The sequence below is a fragment of the Rhizobium chutanense genome (genome assembly GCF_002531935.1).
GTDB classification, from domain to species: domain Bacteria; phylum Pseudomonadota; class Alphaproteobacteria; order Rhizobiales; family Rhizobiaceae; genus Rhizobium; species Rhizobium chutanense.
The window spans coordinates 82,280-97,880 of the sequence record NZ_NWSV01000012.1 but is presented as its reverse complement, the minus strand read 5'-3'; the positions used below and the strand labels follow the sequence as shown (position 1 = coordinate 97,880).

General features: G+C 63.4%; 8 protein-coding genes and 1 pseudogene. 8 read left to right on the top strand and 1 reads right to left on the bottom strand.

Annotated features, from left to right (window positions below):
- The first annotated feature begins 14 nt into the window (after nucleotides 1–14).
- The 6 genes and pseudogenes from CO666_RS19090 (at nucleotide 15) to CO666_RS19065 (ending at nucleotide 10,498) form a co-directional block, all read left to right on the top strand.
- The gene (locus CO666_RS19090; protein WP_097613762.1) at nucleotides 15–1,205 is read left to right on the top strand and encodes an efflux RND transporter periplasmic adaptor subunit; all 1,191 of its coding nucleotides are present in this window, start codon (nucleotides 15–17) and stop codon (nucleotides 1,203–1,205) included.
- Between the two features lie 140 nt (nucleotides 1,206–1,345).
- Nucleotides 1,346–4,546 (top strand): efflux RND transporter permease subunit, encoded by a 3,201-nt coding sequence (locus CO666_RS19085; protein WP_097613761.1) that lies wholly within the window; start codon nucleotides 1,346–1,348, stop codon nucleotides 4,544–4,546.
- Nucleotides 4,547–4,713: 167 nt separating this feature from the next.
- Nucleotides 4,714–5,625, top strand: coding sequence for an NAD(P)-dependent oxidoreductase (locus CO666_RS19080; RefSeq protein ID WP_097613760.1), 912 nt, complete (start codon nucleotides 4,714–4,716; stop codon nucleotides 5,623–5,625).
- Entirely contained in the window at nucleotides 5,622–7,406 is a 1,785-nt protein-coding gene (locus tag CO666_RS19075) for an IlvD/Edd family dehydratase (RefSeq protein WP_097613759.1), read from the top strand. Before CO666_RS19080 ends, CO666_RS19075 begins: the two co-directional genes overlap by 4 nt.
- Nucleotides 7,407–7,524: 118 nt before the next feature.
- Nucleotides 7,525–9,353, top strand: a pseudogene (locus CO666_RS19070) (putative bifunctional diguanylate cyclase/phosphodiesterase).
- A gap of 296 nt (nucleotides 9,354–9,649) precedes the next feature.
- On the top strand, nucleotides 9,650–10,498 hold the full coding sequence (locus CO666_RS19065) for a GNAT family N-acetyltransferase (protein WP_097613757.1): 849 nt from the start codon (nucleotides 9,650–9,652) through the stop codon (nucleotides 10,496–10,498).
- A 50-nt stretch (nucleotides 10,499–10,548) separates the two neighbouring features.
- On the opposite strand, the gene CO666_RS19060 is transcribed toward CO666_RS19065, so the two are convergent.
- A complete protein-coding gene (locus CO666_RS19060; RefSeq protein ID WP_097613756.1) occupies nucleotides 10,549–11,466 on the bottom strand; it encodes a DMT family transporter in 918 nt (305 codons plus the stop codon).
- 191 nt (nucleotides 11,467–11,657) lie between these two features.
- On the opposite strand from CO666_RS19060, the gene CO666_RS19055 reads away from it, so the two are divergent.
- Together CO666_RS19055 and CO666_RS19050 are read left to right on the top strand one after the other, a co-directional pair.
- On the top strand, nucleotides 11,658–12,956 hold the full coding sequence (locus tag CO666_RS19055; protein WP_097613755.1) for an adenylosuccinate synthase: 1,299 nt from the start codon (nucleotides 11,658–11,660) through the stop codon (nucleotides 12,954–12,956).
- A gap of 60 nt (nucleotides 12,957–13,016) precedes the next feature.
- The gene (locus tag CO666_RS19050) at nucleotides 13,017–15,512 is read left to right on the top strand and encodes a hypothetical protein (protein WP_097613754.1); all 2,496 of its coding nucleotides are present in this window, start codon (nucleotides 13,017–13,019) and stop codon (nucleotides 15,510–15,512) included.
- The last annotated feature ends 89 nt before the right edge of the window (nucleotides 15,513–15,601 follow it).

Sequence of the window (15,601 nt, the reverse complement as noted above, 5' to 3'; positions counted from 1 at the left end):
CAAGGAGAGCACAGATGACGTCCAGAAGTAAACGCTGGGCCCTGGTGGGCGCCGGCTTAGGCCTTGTCGCGTCCGTTTCCGGCGCCGCATTGTTTTTCGAATTGCCGATGAGCACGACAGCCACGGCCGCTTCCGCCCCTGCGCAGCCTCCCGCCGTGCCGGTGACGGTTGCCGTCGTCGCGGCGCGCGACGTGACGGCCTGGGAAAACTTCTCCGGCCGTCTCGAAGCGGTCGACCGGGTGCAGGTGCGTTCGCGCGTTGCCGGCGCCATCCTGGCGGTGGCTTTCCGCGAAGGGGCGTTGGTGAAGCAGGGCGACCTGCTCTTTACCATCGACCCGGCTCCCTATCAGGCGAGCGTGGCGCAGGCGCAAGGCCAGGTCGCTTCGGCCGATGCCAAGGTCAGCCTGGCGCAGACCGAGCTCGATCGCGGCCGCCGGCTTTCCGACAATCGCACCATCTCCCAGAGCGATCTCGACCAGCGGCAGAGCACGCTGGCCGAGGCCCAGGCAGGGCTGCGTTCGGCGCAGGCCGCACTGCAGTCGGCACAGCTCGATCTTGATTATACGCAGGTGCGGGCTCCGGTGTCGGGCCGCATCGGCAAGATCGAGGTGACCGCCGGCAACCTCGTCGCCGCCGGCTCGGCCTCGCCTGAACTGACGACGCTCGTTTCAGTCGATCCGATTTATGCGAGCTTCAATGCCAGCGAAGAGATGGTGACGCGCGCACTTGCCCAGCTTCCGCAGACGGACGGCGCCTTGCCCGCTGTCGAAGAGATCCCGGTCGAGGTCGGCACGCTCGCCGATGAAGGCACGCCGATCAAGGGCAAGCTGCAGCTGATCGACAACGAGGTCGATGCATCAAGCGGCACGATCGCGGTCCGCGCCGTGTTCGACAATCCGGGCGGGCGTCTCATCCCCGGCCAGTTCGTGCGGGTGCGCATGGGCCAGCCGAAGGCAGAGAACAAGATCGTCATCAGCGACCGCGCCGTCGGCACCGACCAGGACAAGAAATTCGTCTTCGTCGTCGACGGCGAGAACAAGGTTGCCTACCGGCAGGTCCAGCTCGGGACGCTGGCCGAGGGTCAGCGGGTGGTCGAAAGCGGCCTGACTGCCGGCGAGAAGATCGTCGTCAACGGCCTGCAGCGCATCCGCCCGGGGGCGGTCGTCGTCCCGCAGATGGAAGAGAAGGTCGCGACCGCGCAGTAAAGACTTCGCCTTCCCCCAGGGGAGGGCGGATGCCTTCTCCCTCGAGAGGGCCGATATCCGAAATGATATGACCCGCCAGCGGCTCCAAGGCCGCCGGAAAGGGACTTTGCATCCATGTTCACCCCGGAGAGGGCTTTGATATGAACATCTCCAGATTTTTTGTCGACCGCCCGGTCTTTGCCGGCGTTCTATCGGTCCTGATCGTGGTTGCCGGCTTGATCGGCCTGCGGGCGCTGCCGATCTCCGAATATCCGGAAGTCGTGCCGCCATCGATCGTCGTGCGCGCCACCTATCCCGGCGCCAACCCGTCGGTCATCGCCGAAACGGTGGCCACGCCGCTGGAAGAGCAGATCAACGGCGCCGAGGGCATGCTCTACATGTCCAGCCAGGCGACATCCGACGGCGTGCTCAATGTGACCGTTACCTTCAAGCTCGGCACCGACCCCGACAAGGCGCAGCAGCTCGTGCAGAACCGCGTCAGCCAGGCCGAACCGCGCCTGCCGGCGGAGGTCCGCTCGCTCGGCATCACGACGGTCAAGAGTTCGCCGAACTTCATCATGGTCGTCAACCTCGTCTCCGACGGGGACAGTCACGACATTACCTATCTCCGCAACTATGCGACGTTGAACATCAAGGATCGGCTCGCCCGTATTGCGGGCGTCGGCCAGGTGCAGGTCTTCGGCGCCGGCGATTATTCGATGCGCGTCTGGATCGATCCGCAGAAGGCCGCCGAGCATGATCTCGCTGCAAGCGACATCAGCAACGCGATCAGCTCGCAGAACGTCCAGGCCGCCGCCGGCATCATCGGCGCTTCGCCGAGCCAGCCGGGCGTCGACCTGCAGCTCAACGTGAATGCCCAGGGCCGCCTGCGCACGCCCGAGGAATTCGGCAACATCATCGTCAAGACGGGCGCCAGCGGCGAAATCACCCGCCTTCGCGATGTCGCCCGTATCGAACTCGGCGCTGCCGATTACACACTGCGTTCGTTGCTCGACGGCAAGCCGGCTGTCGCCGTGGCGGTGCTTCAGGCGCCTGGATCGAATGCCATCGAGATCGCCGACAACGTGCGGGCGACTATGGATCAGCTGCAGCTCGCCATGCCGCAGGGGGTCAAATACGAGATCGTCTACGATACGACGAAGTTCGTGCGCGCCTCGATCGAGAAGGTCATCGACACGCTGCTCGAAGCCATTGCGCTCGTCGTTCTCGTCGTCATCCTCTTCCTGCAGACATGGCGCGCTTCGATCATTCCGCTGATCGCGGTTCCGGTGTCGATCATCGGCACCTTCGCGGTCATGTATGTCTTCGGCTTCTCGATCAATGCGCTCAGCCTGTTCGGGTTGGTGCTTGCGATCGGTATCGTCGTCGACGACGCGATCGTCGTGGTCGAAAACGTCGAGCGCAATATCGAGCATGGCCTGTCGCCGCGCGCGGCTACCTACAAGGCGATGAAGGAAGTGTCGGGTCCGATCATCGCGATCGCGCTGGTGCTCGTCGCGGTATTCGTGCCGCTCGCCTTCATCTCCGGCCTGTCGGGTCAGTTCTATCGTCAGTTCGCGCTGACGATCGCAATCTCGACCGTCATCTCGGCCTTTAATTCGCTCACCCTGTCTCCGGCGCTCGCAGCTCTTCTGCTGAAGGGCCACCATGCACCGAAGGACTGGCTCACGCGCTTCATGGACTCGATCTTCGGCTGGTTCTTCCGCGGCTTCAACCGCGTCTTCGGCGCCGGCTCGAATGCCTATGGCAAGGGCGTCGGCAGACTGGTGTCGCGCAAGAGCATCGTCATGATCGTCTATCTGGCGCTGGTCGGCGCGACCTACAGCCTGTTCAGCTCCGTTCCCGGCGGTTTCGTGCCGTCGCAGGACAAGCAGTATCTGATCGGCTTTGCCCAGTTGCCGGATGCCGCGAGCCTCGACCGTACGGAAGACGTCATCAAGCGCATGACCGACATTGCCTTGAAGGAGCCGGGCGTCGCCAATGCGATTGCCTTCCCGGGCCTGTCGATCAACGGCTTCACCAACTCGTCCAATGCCGGCATCGTCTTCGTCACGCTGAAGGACTTCGAGGAGCGCAAGACGCCTAATCTTTCGGGCGGCGCCATCGCCATGTCGCTGAACCAGAAGTTCGGCGCCATCCAGGATGCCTTCATCGCCATGTTCCCGCCGCCGCCGGTCAACGGTCTCGGCACGACGGGCGGTTTCAAGCTGCAGATCGAGGATCGCGCAGGCTTGGGCAACCAGGCGCTCGACGAGGCGACCAAGGCCGTTCTCGGCAAGGCCTACCAGACGCCTGAGCTTGCCGGGCTGTTCTCCAGCTTCCAAATCAACGTGCCGCAGCTCTATGCCGATCTCGACCGCGCCAAGGCCGAGCAGCTCGGGGTTTCCGTCACCGACGTCTTCCAGACGCTGCAGATCTATCTCGGTTCGCTTTATGTCAACGACTTCAACGCCTTCGGCCGCACCTACAGCGTCCGGGTGCAGGCCGATGCGAAGTTCCGCGCCCAGCCGGAAGATATCGGCCAGTTGAAGGTCCGCTCGGCATCGGGTGAGATGATCCCGTTGTCGGCCCTCTTGAAGGTGGAGCCGAGCACGGGTCCGGAGCGGGCGAACCGCTATAACGGCTTCCTCGCTGCCGATATCAATGGCGGTCCGGCGCCGGGCTTCTCATCCGGCCAGGCGCAGGCGGCAATCGAGAAGATCCTTCACGAGACCCTGCCGGCAGGCATCGACTTCGAGTGGACGGATCTGACCTATCAGCAGATCCTTGCCGGCAATTCGAGTATCGTCGTCTTCCCTCTGGCCTTGCTGCTCGTCTTCCTGGTGCTCGCCGCCCAGTATGAAAGCCTGACCTTGCCGCTTGCTATCATCATGATCGTGCCGATGGGTGTGCTGGCCGCGCTGACGGGCGTCTGGCTCACCGGTGGAGACAACAATATCTTCACCCAGATCGGTCTGGTGGTGCTTGTCGGCCTATCGGCGAAGAACGCGATCCTGATCGTGGAATTCGCCCGCGAACTGGAGTTCGAGGGCAGGACGCCGCGGGAGGCCGCGATCGAGGCCAGCCGCCTTCGTCTGCGCCCGATCCTGATGACCTCGCTCGCCTTCATCATGGGCGTCGTGCCGCTCGTCGTCTCCACCGGCGCCGGCGCCGAGATGCGCGCGGCCATGGGTGTGGCGGTCTTCTCGGGCATGATCGGGGTGACGTTCTTCGGCATCTTCATGACGCCTGTCTTCTATGTGCTGCTGCGGCGGCTGACGGGCAATCGTCCGCTCGTCCAGCACAAGCCGGACGAACACAAGGAAGAAGAGGCCGAAGTTATCCGGCTCGCGGCGGAATAACGGAATTCAACCTTCCTTTGTCGAGTAAATCGGGCGGGAACTTCGGTTCTCGCCCGTATCGTTTTGTGCAGGCTGGGGCATCCGACAAAATGCGTTCCGTCAATTAAAACGATTTGCATCGGTGGACGAGGGGACTATCAAGGACGGACAACAGTTGGGAGGACTGAATGACAGGTTCGAGCAGAGGTCATGACGGCAGGCGGATCGCCTTTCTCGGCACCGGCCTGATGGGCGCGCCGATGGCCCGCCGGCTGCTGGGTGCGGGCTTTGCCGTCACCGTCTGGAATCGCGATCCCGGCAAGGTTAAGGCGCTGGCAGCAGACGGTGCGGTCCTTGCGGAAACGCCCGCGGATGCCGTTTCGGGCGCTGATGTCGTCATCACCATGCTGACCAATGCCGAGGCGGTGAAGGACGTGCTGTTCGACCGCGGGGCGGCCGGTGCAATGGCGGCGGGCGCCATCGTCATCGACATGAGTTCGATCGCCCCGCATTTCGCCCGCGATCATTCTGCGCGGCTTGCCGAACGCGGCATCGCTCATGTCGATGCGCCGGTATCCGGCGGCGTCGTCGGAGCGGAAGCCGGGACGCTGGCGATCATGGCGGGCGGCGACGAGGCAGTGATCGAAGGTCTTCGGGACGTCTTTGTGCCGATGGGGCGTGTCACCCGGGTCGGCCCCAGCGGATCGGGCCAGCTTGCCAAGCTTGCCAACCAGCAGATCGTCGCGGTGACGATCGGCGCCGTCGCCGAAGCGATGATGCTGATTACCGCAGGCGGCGGTTCGCCGGCCGCCTTCCGCGACGCCATTCGCGGCGGCTTTGCCGAGAGCCGCATCCTCGAGCTCCACGGCAAACGCATGGTCGAGCGGCAGTTTACTCCGGGCGGTTCGTCCAGCAACCAGTTGAAGGATCTGAACGCTGCCATGGAGACGGCCGCCAGCCTGTCGCTGACGCTGCCGCTGACTGCGGCGGTGCATGCCGAATTCAGCGAATTCGTCGCCAGCGGCAATGGCGAAAAGGATCACAGCGGCCTGCTTCTCCATCTCGAAGAGAAGAATGGCCGGCCGGGAGGAAAGCCGTGACGGACAGCCCTTCGCCGCAGCGGCGCCTGCGTTCGCAGGACTGGTTCGACAATCCCGACCACATCGACATGGCGGCGCTCTATCTCGAGCGTTTCATGAACTACGGCATCACGCCGGAAGAGCTGCGCTCGGGCAAGCCGATCATCGGGATTGCCCAGAGCGGCAGCGATCTGACACCCTGCAACAGGGTGCATGTCGAGCTCGCCAAGCGCGTGCGCGACGGCATTCGCGATGCCGGCGGCATTCCGATCGAATTTCCCACCCATCCGATCTTCGAGAACTGCAAACGCCCGACAGCCGCCCTCGATCGCAATCTCGCCTATCTCGGTCTCGTCGAAATCCTCTACGGCTATCCGCTCGACGGGGTGGTGCTGACCACCGGCTGCGACAAAACCACGCCTTCGGCGATCATGGCGGCTTCGACCGTCGATATTCCGGCGATCGTGCTTTCCGGCGGCCCGATGCTCGACGGGTGGCACGAGGGGGAACTGGCAGGCTCCGGCACGGTGATCTGGCGGATGCGGCGGAAATATGCGGCTGGCGAGATCGATCGGGAAGAATTCCTGCAGGCAGCGCTCGATTCGGCGCCTTCCGTCGGCCATTGCAATACGATGGGCACCGCCTCGACGATGAATGCGCTGGCCGAGGCGCTTGGCCTGTCGCTGACCGGCTGCGGCGCCATTCCGGCCGCCTACCGCGAGCGCGGCCAGATGGCCTACCGCAGCGGCCGTCGCGCCGTCGAGATCGTTTTCGAGGATTTGAAGCCATCGGATATCCTGACCCGCGAAGCTTTCCTCAATGCGATCCGCACCAATTCGGCGATCGGCGGCTCGACCAATGCCCAGCCGCATCTTGCGGCGATGGCCAAGCACGCAGGCGTCGAACTCCATCCGGAAGACTGGCAGGTGCACGGTTTCGATATTCCGCTGCTGGCCAATGTCCAACCGGCGGGTGCCTATCTCGGCGAGCGCTTTCATCGCGCCGGCGGCACGCCGGCGGTCATGTGGGAATTGATGCAGGCCGGCAAGCTCGACGGCGACTGTCGCACGGTGACGGGCCGGACGATGGCCGAGAACCTCGAAGGGCACGAGGCCACTGATCGCGAGGTCATCCGGCCATTCCAGACGCCGCTGAAGGAGCGGGCCGGCTTCCTCGTCCTCAAGGGCAATCTGTTCGATTTCGCGATCATGAAGATGAGCGTCGTGTCGGAGGATTTCCGCCGGCGCTACCTCCAGGAGCCGGGGCGGGAAGGCGTCTTCGAGGGCTGGGCGGTGGTCTTTGACGGGTCGGAGGATTATCACCGGCGCATCAACGATCCTGAACTCGGCATCGACGAAAATACCATCCTCGTCATCCGCGGCGCCGGGCCGCTCGGCTGGCCGGGCTCGGCTGAGGTCGTCAACATGCAGCCGCCGGATCACCTGCTGAAACGCGGCATAAGCAGCCTGCCGACGATCGGCGATGGCCGCCAATCGGGCACGGCCGACAGCCCCTCGATCCTCAACGCTTCGCCGGAAAGTGCTGCCGGCGGCGGCCTCGCCTGGCTTCGCACCGGCGATGTCATCCGCATCGACTTCAATCAGGGGCGCTGCAACATGCTGGTCGACGAGACCGAGATCGAACGGCGCAAGGGCGAAGGTATTCCGCCGGTGCCGGCTGATGCGACGCCGTGGCAGCAGATCTACCGCCGCTCGGTCACGCAATTGTCGGACGGTGCGGTGCTGGAGGGGGCGACGGATTTTCGCCGGATCGCGAAAAACCCGCCGCGACACAATCACTGATCGTGAGACGCTGGAGACTACAAGTTCTTTGATCCAAAAAAGGAAGCCGTAACGAACAGTTCACCTCGTCACAAGTTCGGTCATTGGAACAAGGCTTCTTTAATGCCGGCTTGAGACCATATTACAATTATGCAAAGCAGCTAAGGCTGAAACCGCGTGCCAGAGAACAAAGCCACACGATCCGAACGAGAGTTTCAGGATCTTCTGCGTCGGCTCGAACTTGCTCTCGATGCCTCCCAGATCGGTGTCTGGGAGCACAGCATCGAGCAGGACGGGATCTTGTGGGATGCGCAGATGCATCGCCTTTATGAGACCGGGGAGACCTTCCGTCTGGTGCCAGCATCGCTTTGGTCGAACGCGATCCATCCCGACGATCGCGAGCAGGCCGAACGCGACTTCGATGAGGCGATTGCAACACGGGGCGCCTATAATTCAGAATTTCGGATCGTGCTGCCGAGCGGCGAAATCCGCCATCTGCGCTCACGCGCGCATTTCTACGTGGATGCGGAGGGACTGCCCTCCTTCATCGGCGCTGAATGGGATGTGACTGCCGACGTACTGCTCAATGCGGAACTGGCGCGGCAGAAAGTGGTGGCAGAGGCAAGGGCGTTGGCGCTGGAGGAAAGCAATGCCCGTATCGAGCACGTCGCCGATCACGATTATCTCACCGGCTTGCCGAACCGCCGCCTTCTCGACAAGCGGCTGACGGAGCTGCCGGCCGACAGAAGCATTGCGACGCTCGGCGTCCTGCATCTCGACCTCGACCAGTTCAAGCAGATCAACGACAGCCACGGTCATGCGGCCGGCGACGCCGTGCTCAAGGCCGCAGCCCTTCGCATCACCGCCGCCATTCCTGCAAACGGCATGGTCGCCCGCGTCGGCGGCGACGAATTCGTCATCGTGCTGATCAATTTCCGCGATCTCGCCGAGCTGAAGCTGATTACCGAGGACGTTCAGCGTCGGCTGCGGAAAAAGATCCGCTTCGGTCAGGAGATGCTGCAATCCGGCGCCTCGATCGGCGTTTCCTGGAGCGGCGACCGGCGGGCGCGCAACCTGCTTGCCGAATCCGATCTGGCGCTCTACCAGGCCAAGAAGCTCGGCCGCAACCGCGTCGAATTCTTCACGCGGCAGCTGCAGGAGGATCTGCGCGCCAAGCGTCGCCTCGTCGAAGAGCTGAAGCTCGGGCTGGAGCGTGGCGAAATCGTTCCCTATTATCAGGCGCAGCTCGACGCCCGGACGCGGGAAGTCATCGGCTTCGAGGCGCTGGCGCGCTGGAAACATCCAGAGAAGGGCGTGCTCGCCCCGGGAGTATTCCTCAAGATCGCCGACGAGCACGGGCTGGCGGCGGAGATCGACGCGGCGATCCTCAAAAGCGTTCTGGAAGACCGGCTGTTCTGGATGTTGCGCGGCCTTGCGGTTCCGCGCATCGCCGTCAATATCTCGGCGTCCCGCCTTGCCGACCCGACATTGCTCGGCAAGTTGAGGAAACTCGATATCCCGCCCGGCGTGATCGTCTTCGAACTGGTCGAGACAATTTTCCTCGACGATAGCGACGAAAAGCTGCTCGATCATATCGGCGATATCAAACAGATGGGCATCGACATTGAGATCGACGATTTCGGATCCGGCCACGCCTCGCTCATCGGTCTCGTCAAGCTGCGGCCGAAGCGGCTGAAGATCGACCGGCAGCTCATCGCCGAGGTCGTCAGTTCCGCCGAACAGCGGCGCGTCGTGGGTTCGATCGTGGAGATCGCCAAGGCACTCGATGTCGAGGTGATCGCCGAGGGCATCGAGACCGAAGCCCATGCCGTCGTGATGGCTGAACTCGGCTGCGATGGCTTGCAGGGTTATGCGTTCGGTTATCCCGCCCCGGCGGCCGAGATAGACCGGCTTTTTTCGTCGACGAAGGGCGGGAGCCGAAAGCAAAAGGCGGCGATTGGCGGTTGAGATGTTCCCCTGCTTTTAAAGACGGGCGGGCGATATCGCTTCGGTGCGGCGTTTTGCTCGCACCGGCAAGAAGATAATCGGCGCGCAAGTAATTTTCTTGAGCTTGCAACCGTCCTGTTTCATGGTAATTCGGAAACGAAGCTTTCTGCATTGCATCGAAAATGACGATCCACGTCGCCAAGACCATGAGCGCGGGTTCTTGATCATTTGCGGGTGCAATCGGGGAGCCGGGGACCTGACAATTGCTTTGCCGTTGCCGGGATGGACTTGCGGGACATTCAATCTGGGAAGGTCGCATGAATTCGGAATTTGCCGTTCGTTCGATGCGGCCCGGCGAACTGGAACTCGCGCTCGAATGGGCGCGTCAAGAGGGCTGGAATCCGGGCCTCGACGATTCGCTTGCATTCCTCGAGGCCGATCCCTCCGGATTTTTCGTCGGCGCCATCGGTGAAGTCCCGGTCGGTTCGATCTCGGTCGTCAAATATGGCGAAAGTTTCGCTTTCCTCGGCCTCTACATCGTCCATCCCGATTTCCGCGGCAAGGGTTACGGCAAGGCGATCTGGGAGGCGGGCATCGCCAGCGCGCAAGACCGCACGATCGGCCTCGACGGTGTCGCCGCACAGCAGGACAACTACCGCAAGGCCGGCTTCGAACCCGCCTATTCCACCATTCGCTACGGCGGCGTTGCCTTGTCCCTGCCTGCCTCGACGCTTGCTGCGCAGCCGGTGCTGGATTCGCGCCTCGAAGGGCTGCAGCGTTATGATTCGGCGATCTTTCCGCAGCCGCGCGATGCTTTCCTCGCCGCCTGGTGCACCGGCCGCAAAGGCCGCCGCTCGGCGGTGGTGCGCAAGAGCCACAAGATCCGCGGTTACGGCACGATCCGCCGCTGCTATGAGGGCTACAAGATCGGCCCGCTTTTTGCCAACGATGCCGACAGCGCCGCAGCGCTGCTTGCCGAATTGATCCCTGAGGCGAGGGGGGCTGCAATCTTCATCGATATCCCCGCGGAGAACCAGGAGGCGGTCGCGCTTGCCGAAGGCCTCGGCCTGCAACCGGTGTTCGAAACGATGCGCATGTATCGTGGGCCGGCGCCGGTCACCCCGATGAAGCATGTCTTCGGGGTGACGACGCTGGAGCTCGGTTAATCCCGAGCAATTCCGGAGGCGAAACCGCTGCACACTTTTGCGAGATTGCTCTAATCCAACGGTGAGGCCGGTACGGTCGGGGCGGAAGCTTTCGGCCGGCCCTTTTCGGCGATCGCGATGCCGCCGAGCGTCAGCGCCAACGCGATTGCGTGAAAGGACTGAAGCGTCTCGCCGATCAGGGCGACCGATAGCAGCGTGCCAAACACCGGCACCAGATTGATGAAGAGGCCGGCCCGGTTGGCGCCGATCGCCTCGACACCCTTGATATAGAAGATCTGCGCCAGCAGCGACGGGAATATCGCCGTGTAGAGGGTGATGCCCCAGCCGGCCTGGTCCGGCCATTGCGCCGCACCTCGGCCAAGCTCCCAGAGGAGCAGCGGCACCGACGTCAGCATGGCGGCGAAGGCCGGGAAGGCCATCAGCGTGCGCCAGTCGACCGGCGGTTTCCAGCGCAGGAAGATCGTGTAGAGCGAATAGGCAGCGATGGCGATCAGCATCAATCCGTCGCCGCGATTGAGCTGCAACTGCCACAGCGTGGCGAGGTCGCCATGGGCTGCCGTCAGCGCCACGCCGATCAGCGTCATGCCGAAGCCGAGGCATTGCGCCGCCGAGACGCCGGTGCGGAAAAATACGAAATTCAGCAGGAAGATCAGCATCGGTATGCCGGCCTGCTCGATGGCGACATTGATGGCGGTGGTATATTGCACGGCCGAGTAAAGCATGGCGTTGAAGAGGGTATAACCGATGGCGCCGTAGCAAAGGAGCAGCGGCAGGTTCTTCCTGGCCACCGGCCAGTCCTTCTTCAACTGAGGCACGGAAATCAAGGCGATCAGCGCGACGGCGAGGAACCAGCGCAGGAAGGTCAGCATCATCGGGCTGACATGCCCGATTGCAAGCTTTCCGGCGACGGAGTTGCCGCCCCAGCAGAGGGTGGCGACGACGAGACATATATAGGCGGTGGCTTGCAAGAGCGTTCTTCCCGTCTTTTCGCGCTCGCCGAGCGACGTTTTATCACGGGCAATAGCCTGTCGGCTGCTGATTTGTCACGTAAAAAGCCCAATCTACTGTGACAACAGGGTCGCTTTCCCAAAAACAAAGCTTTATAGATGCGCGGGTTTGGGCAGGTGCGCGGTTCTGCGCCGGTAACAGGAAGAGTTGGATGACGAACGTAGTCGTGGTCGGTTCGCAATGGGGTGACGAAGGCAAGGGCAAGATTGTCGACTGGCTTTCGGAGCGAGCGGATATCGTTGTGCGTTACCAGGGCGGACACAATGCCGGCCATACGCTCGTCATCGACGGCACGAGCTACAAGCTGTCGCTCCTGCCGTCCGGTGTCGTGCGTCCGGGCAAGATGGCCGTGATCGGCAATGGCGTCGTCGTCGATCCGCATGCGTTGATCGCCGAGATCGGCCGGCTGGAGGCGCAGGGCGTGACGGTTACGCCTGACAATCTGCGCATCGCCGACAATGCGACGCTCATTCTTTCCCTGCACCGCGAACTCGACGCGATGCGCGAGGATGCTGCGTCCAACAGCGGCACCAAGATCGGCACGACCCGCCGCGGCATCGGTCCGGCCTATGAAGACAAGGTCGGCCGCCGCGCCATCCGGGTCATGGATCTTGCCGATCTCGACAGCCTTTCCGGCAAGGTCGACCGGATTCTCACGCACCACAATGCGCTTCGCCGTGGCCTCGGCGTCGCCGAAGTCAGCCATGAGGCGATCATGGAAGAGCTGACTTCGATCGCGGATCGGGTGCTGCCGTTCCGCGACACCGTCTGGCTCTTCCTCGATAAGGAGCGCCGCAAGGGCTCCCGCATTCTCTTCGAAGGTGCGCAGGGCAGCCTGCTCGATATCGATCACGGCACCTATCCTTTCGTGACCTCGTCGAACACAGTGGCCGGCCAGGCCGCGGCCGGTTCCGGCATGGGTCCGGGGTCGCTCGGCTATATTCTCGGCATCACCAAGGCCTATACGACGCGCGTCGGCGAAGGCCCGTTCCCGACCGAGCTGAAGGACGCGATCGGTGAGTTCCTGGGCGAAAAAGGTCACGAGTTCGGCGTGGTGACCGGACGCAAGCGGCGCTGCGGCTGGTTCGATGCCGCGCTCGTGCGCCAATCGATCGCCACCAACGGCATCACCGGCATCGCGCTCACCAAGCTGGACGTGCTCGATGGTCTCGAGGAGTTGAAGATCTGCGTCGGCTACATGCTCGACGGCGAACAGATTGATCATCTTCCCGCAAGCCAGGGAGCGCAAGCTAGGGTCGAACCGATCTACATCACGCTGGAGGGTTGGAAAGAATCGACCGTCGGCGCCCGCAGTTGGGCAGACCTGCCGGCGCAGGCGATCAAATATGTTCGCCAGGTCGAAGAGCTGATCGGGGCGCCTGTCGCGCTCCTTTCCACCAGCCCGGAGCGGGATGACACGATACTTGTGACCGATCCGTTTGAGGACTAAGCTCACGGGTCACTGTGGAGGATAGTTCGGTAGCGTACCGGACTTCTTGAGAAAGTACTGATGGCGGATTTTATTGCAGTTATTCGGCGGGCTGTTGACGGCCTGGCTGAAAATACCCCCGAAATGCGGGTGAAAGTCTACGAACGTGCCCGCGGCGCAGTGCAGCGGCAGCTCGAGAACATGAAGCCGCGTCCGCCGGAAGCCATGCTGCAACGCCAGCTCGAAAAGCTCGAGGCCGCCATCCGCGAAGTGGAAGGCGAACACTCCGAAGCGCTGCCGCTCGATGCGTCGGCTGCCGCCGACGCCGCGCCGGAACCCTCGGAAGAACAAACGGTTCAGGACGAAGGCGAAGGCGCGCCTGCGCCGGCGACGGCCGCCGAGGAGCCGGCCTACGAAGCCGATGCGGAACCACAGGCGGCCGAGGCCGCCGACGCGAGCGATCACGTCGAAGCCGCCGCGGCTGAGGAGGCTGAGGAGGAGGTCGTCGCCGAAGAGCCTCTTTCCCGGGAAACACCTGTTCCGGCCGAGACAGAGGTTTCGGCGGAAACATCCACTCCCGTCGAAACATACTGGCATCCCTCGCATGAGGAGGAAGCGCCGGCCGAGGAATGGCATGCCGGCGAGGCGCGCGACGTTGCTGTCGAAGACGTCGCCTCCGGACATGACGGCTGGGCGCCGCCGGCCGGGCATTCTTACGAGGAAGCCGACGACTATCGCGCTGACGATCAACATCCCGCTGAAACCGAAGAGACCGCGGCCGAACCGGCGGTGGTGGACGGCGACAAGCCGGAGGCCGAAGAGGCTTACGAGCCCGTCGAGCCGCTCCAGCCGATCACACGTGGCATAGACCATGCAGCCAACCGGCTGGTGGAACCGGTCGCCAATTTCGATCGTCCGCAGGAATTCGTCGAGCACAGCCGCGAGGAGCCGCTGCAGGCTGACGCGGCGGCGCATTTCGATCCCGTCTGGACCGAGCCCGCCGCCGAAGCGCCGGCCCCGGCGCCGAAGGATGCGGAGACCGAATGGGCGGAAGAGGAACTCCGGCAATATTCACAGACGGCGCCGACCACCCCGGATACCTCGGCGCGTGCTTTCGAGGAGGTAATATCGAGCCTCGAAAATGCGGCGCCTGCAGCCGTCATGCCGACGGCCAAGGAAAGTTTCTCCTGGGAGACCGCAGCCTTCGACGATCTGCCGCCGATCGAGGCCGGCAGCAATAAGAAGACGCCGGTCGCCTCGCATTTCGACGATGTCGATATCTTTGCGGAAGTGCACAACGGCAAGCCGGCGGCTGCAAGCAGCGCGCCGAGCGATGACTGGCGCGAGGCCAAGGCACTGCGCGGTTACGACCGCCGCGGCTCGGTCGCCGCGGACGACGACGACGCCAATCCGGGAATGGATATCGATCAGATCGTCGCGTCCAAGCTGCAGGGCAAGAGTTTCCGGATGGAGCCGAAGCGCCGCCGCTTCGGCATCGGCACGGTGATCACGCTCATCTTCGCGCTCATCCTGATCGGCGGCGGCGCCTATGCCGGCTGGATGAACAGAGAAGCGCTGGTGGCGATGGTCGACGGGCTCGTCAGTTCGGCGCCGTCGCAGGCCACCAGGAACGAGACGCCGCCGCCGGCAGGCTCTGCGACGCCTGCTCAGCCGGATGCGGCGACGCCGGCCCAGCCGACCACGCCGGGAGCGCAGAATACGCCCGCGGCGCCGGTGCAGCCGAACCCGAACCCGCAGGTAGCGTCAGTGAACAATGACGGCGCCGCGGCCAATTCGAAATTTACCCAACGGCTGCTGACGGATGGGACCGAGGTCGACAGCGGACCGGCGACGGTGCCGGGAACGCTGACCGCGGAAGGAAAATCGGTCGCCGAACAGAATGTCGCGGCCGCCGATGCGCCGCCGCCTGCGAGCGCGCAGGGTGATACGGCACCGGCCGAAACGCTGACGCCGAATGGCCCGGCGGCTTCCCCGCAACAGACTGCTCCGGTCGGCTCGTCGCAAAAGATGTTCCTCTATGAGGAGCGCATCGGCCAAAGCTCGCCGACGGCGATCGAGGGATCGGTCGTCTGGAGCGTGCAGCACGAGGCTGGCCAGGGCGGTCGGCAGGAGGCGACGGTGCAGGGCAACGTTACCGTGCCGGAGCGCAATCTCTCGGCGCTCGTCACCTTCAAACGCAATTCCGATCCGTCGCTGCCGGCAAGCCATCTCGTCGAGATCGTCTTCTCGGTGCCGCCGAATTTCGAAGGCGGCAGCATCGACAGCGTCCAGCGCATTTCGATGAAGCGCACCGAGCAGGACCGCGGTGACGCGCTGATCGCAGTTCCGGCCAAGATCACCGACGATTTCCACATGATCGCGCTCAACGACTATCCCGATGCGCGCAAGGCCAATCTCGACCTGATGTCGACCCGCAGCTGGATCGATATCCCGGTCACCTACCGCAACGGCCGTCGCGCGCTGCTGACGATGGAAAAGGGCGACACGGGAACCGAAGCCTTCAACACCGCGATCAAGGAATGGGCAGCACTCGGGGATGTTTCTACGAGCCAGTGAGCGGGCTTTTGGTGCGTCGTACCACCGGGCACGGCACGCCCTTCCCCGCCCTTCTTGCTTCCATCGCCGGCGAAAATAAAAACGCCACC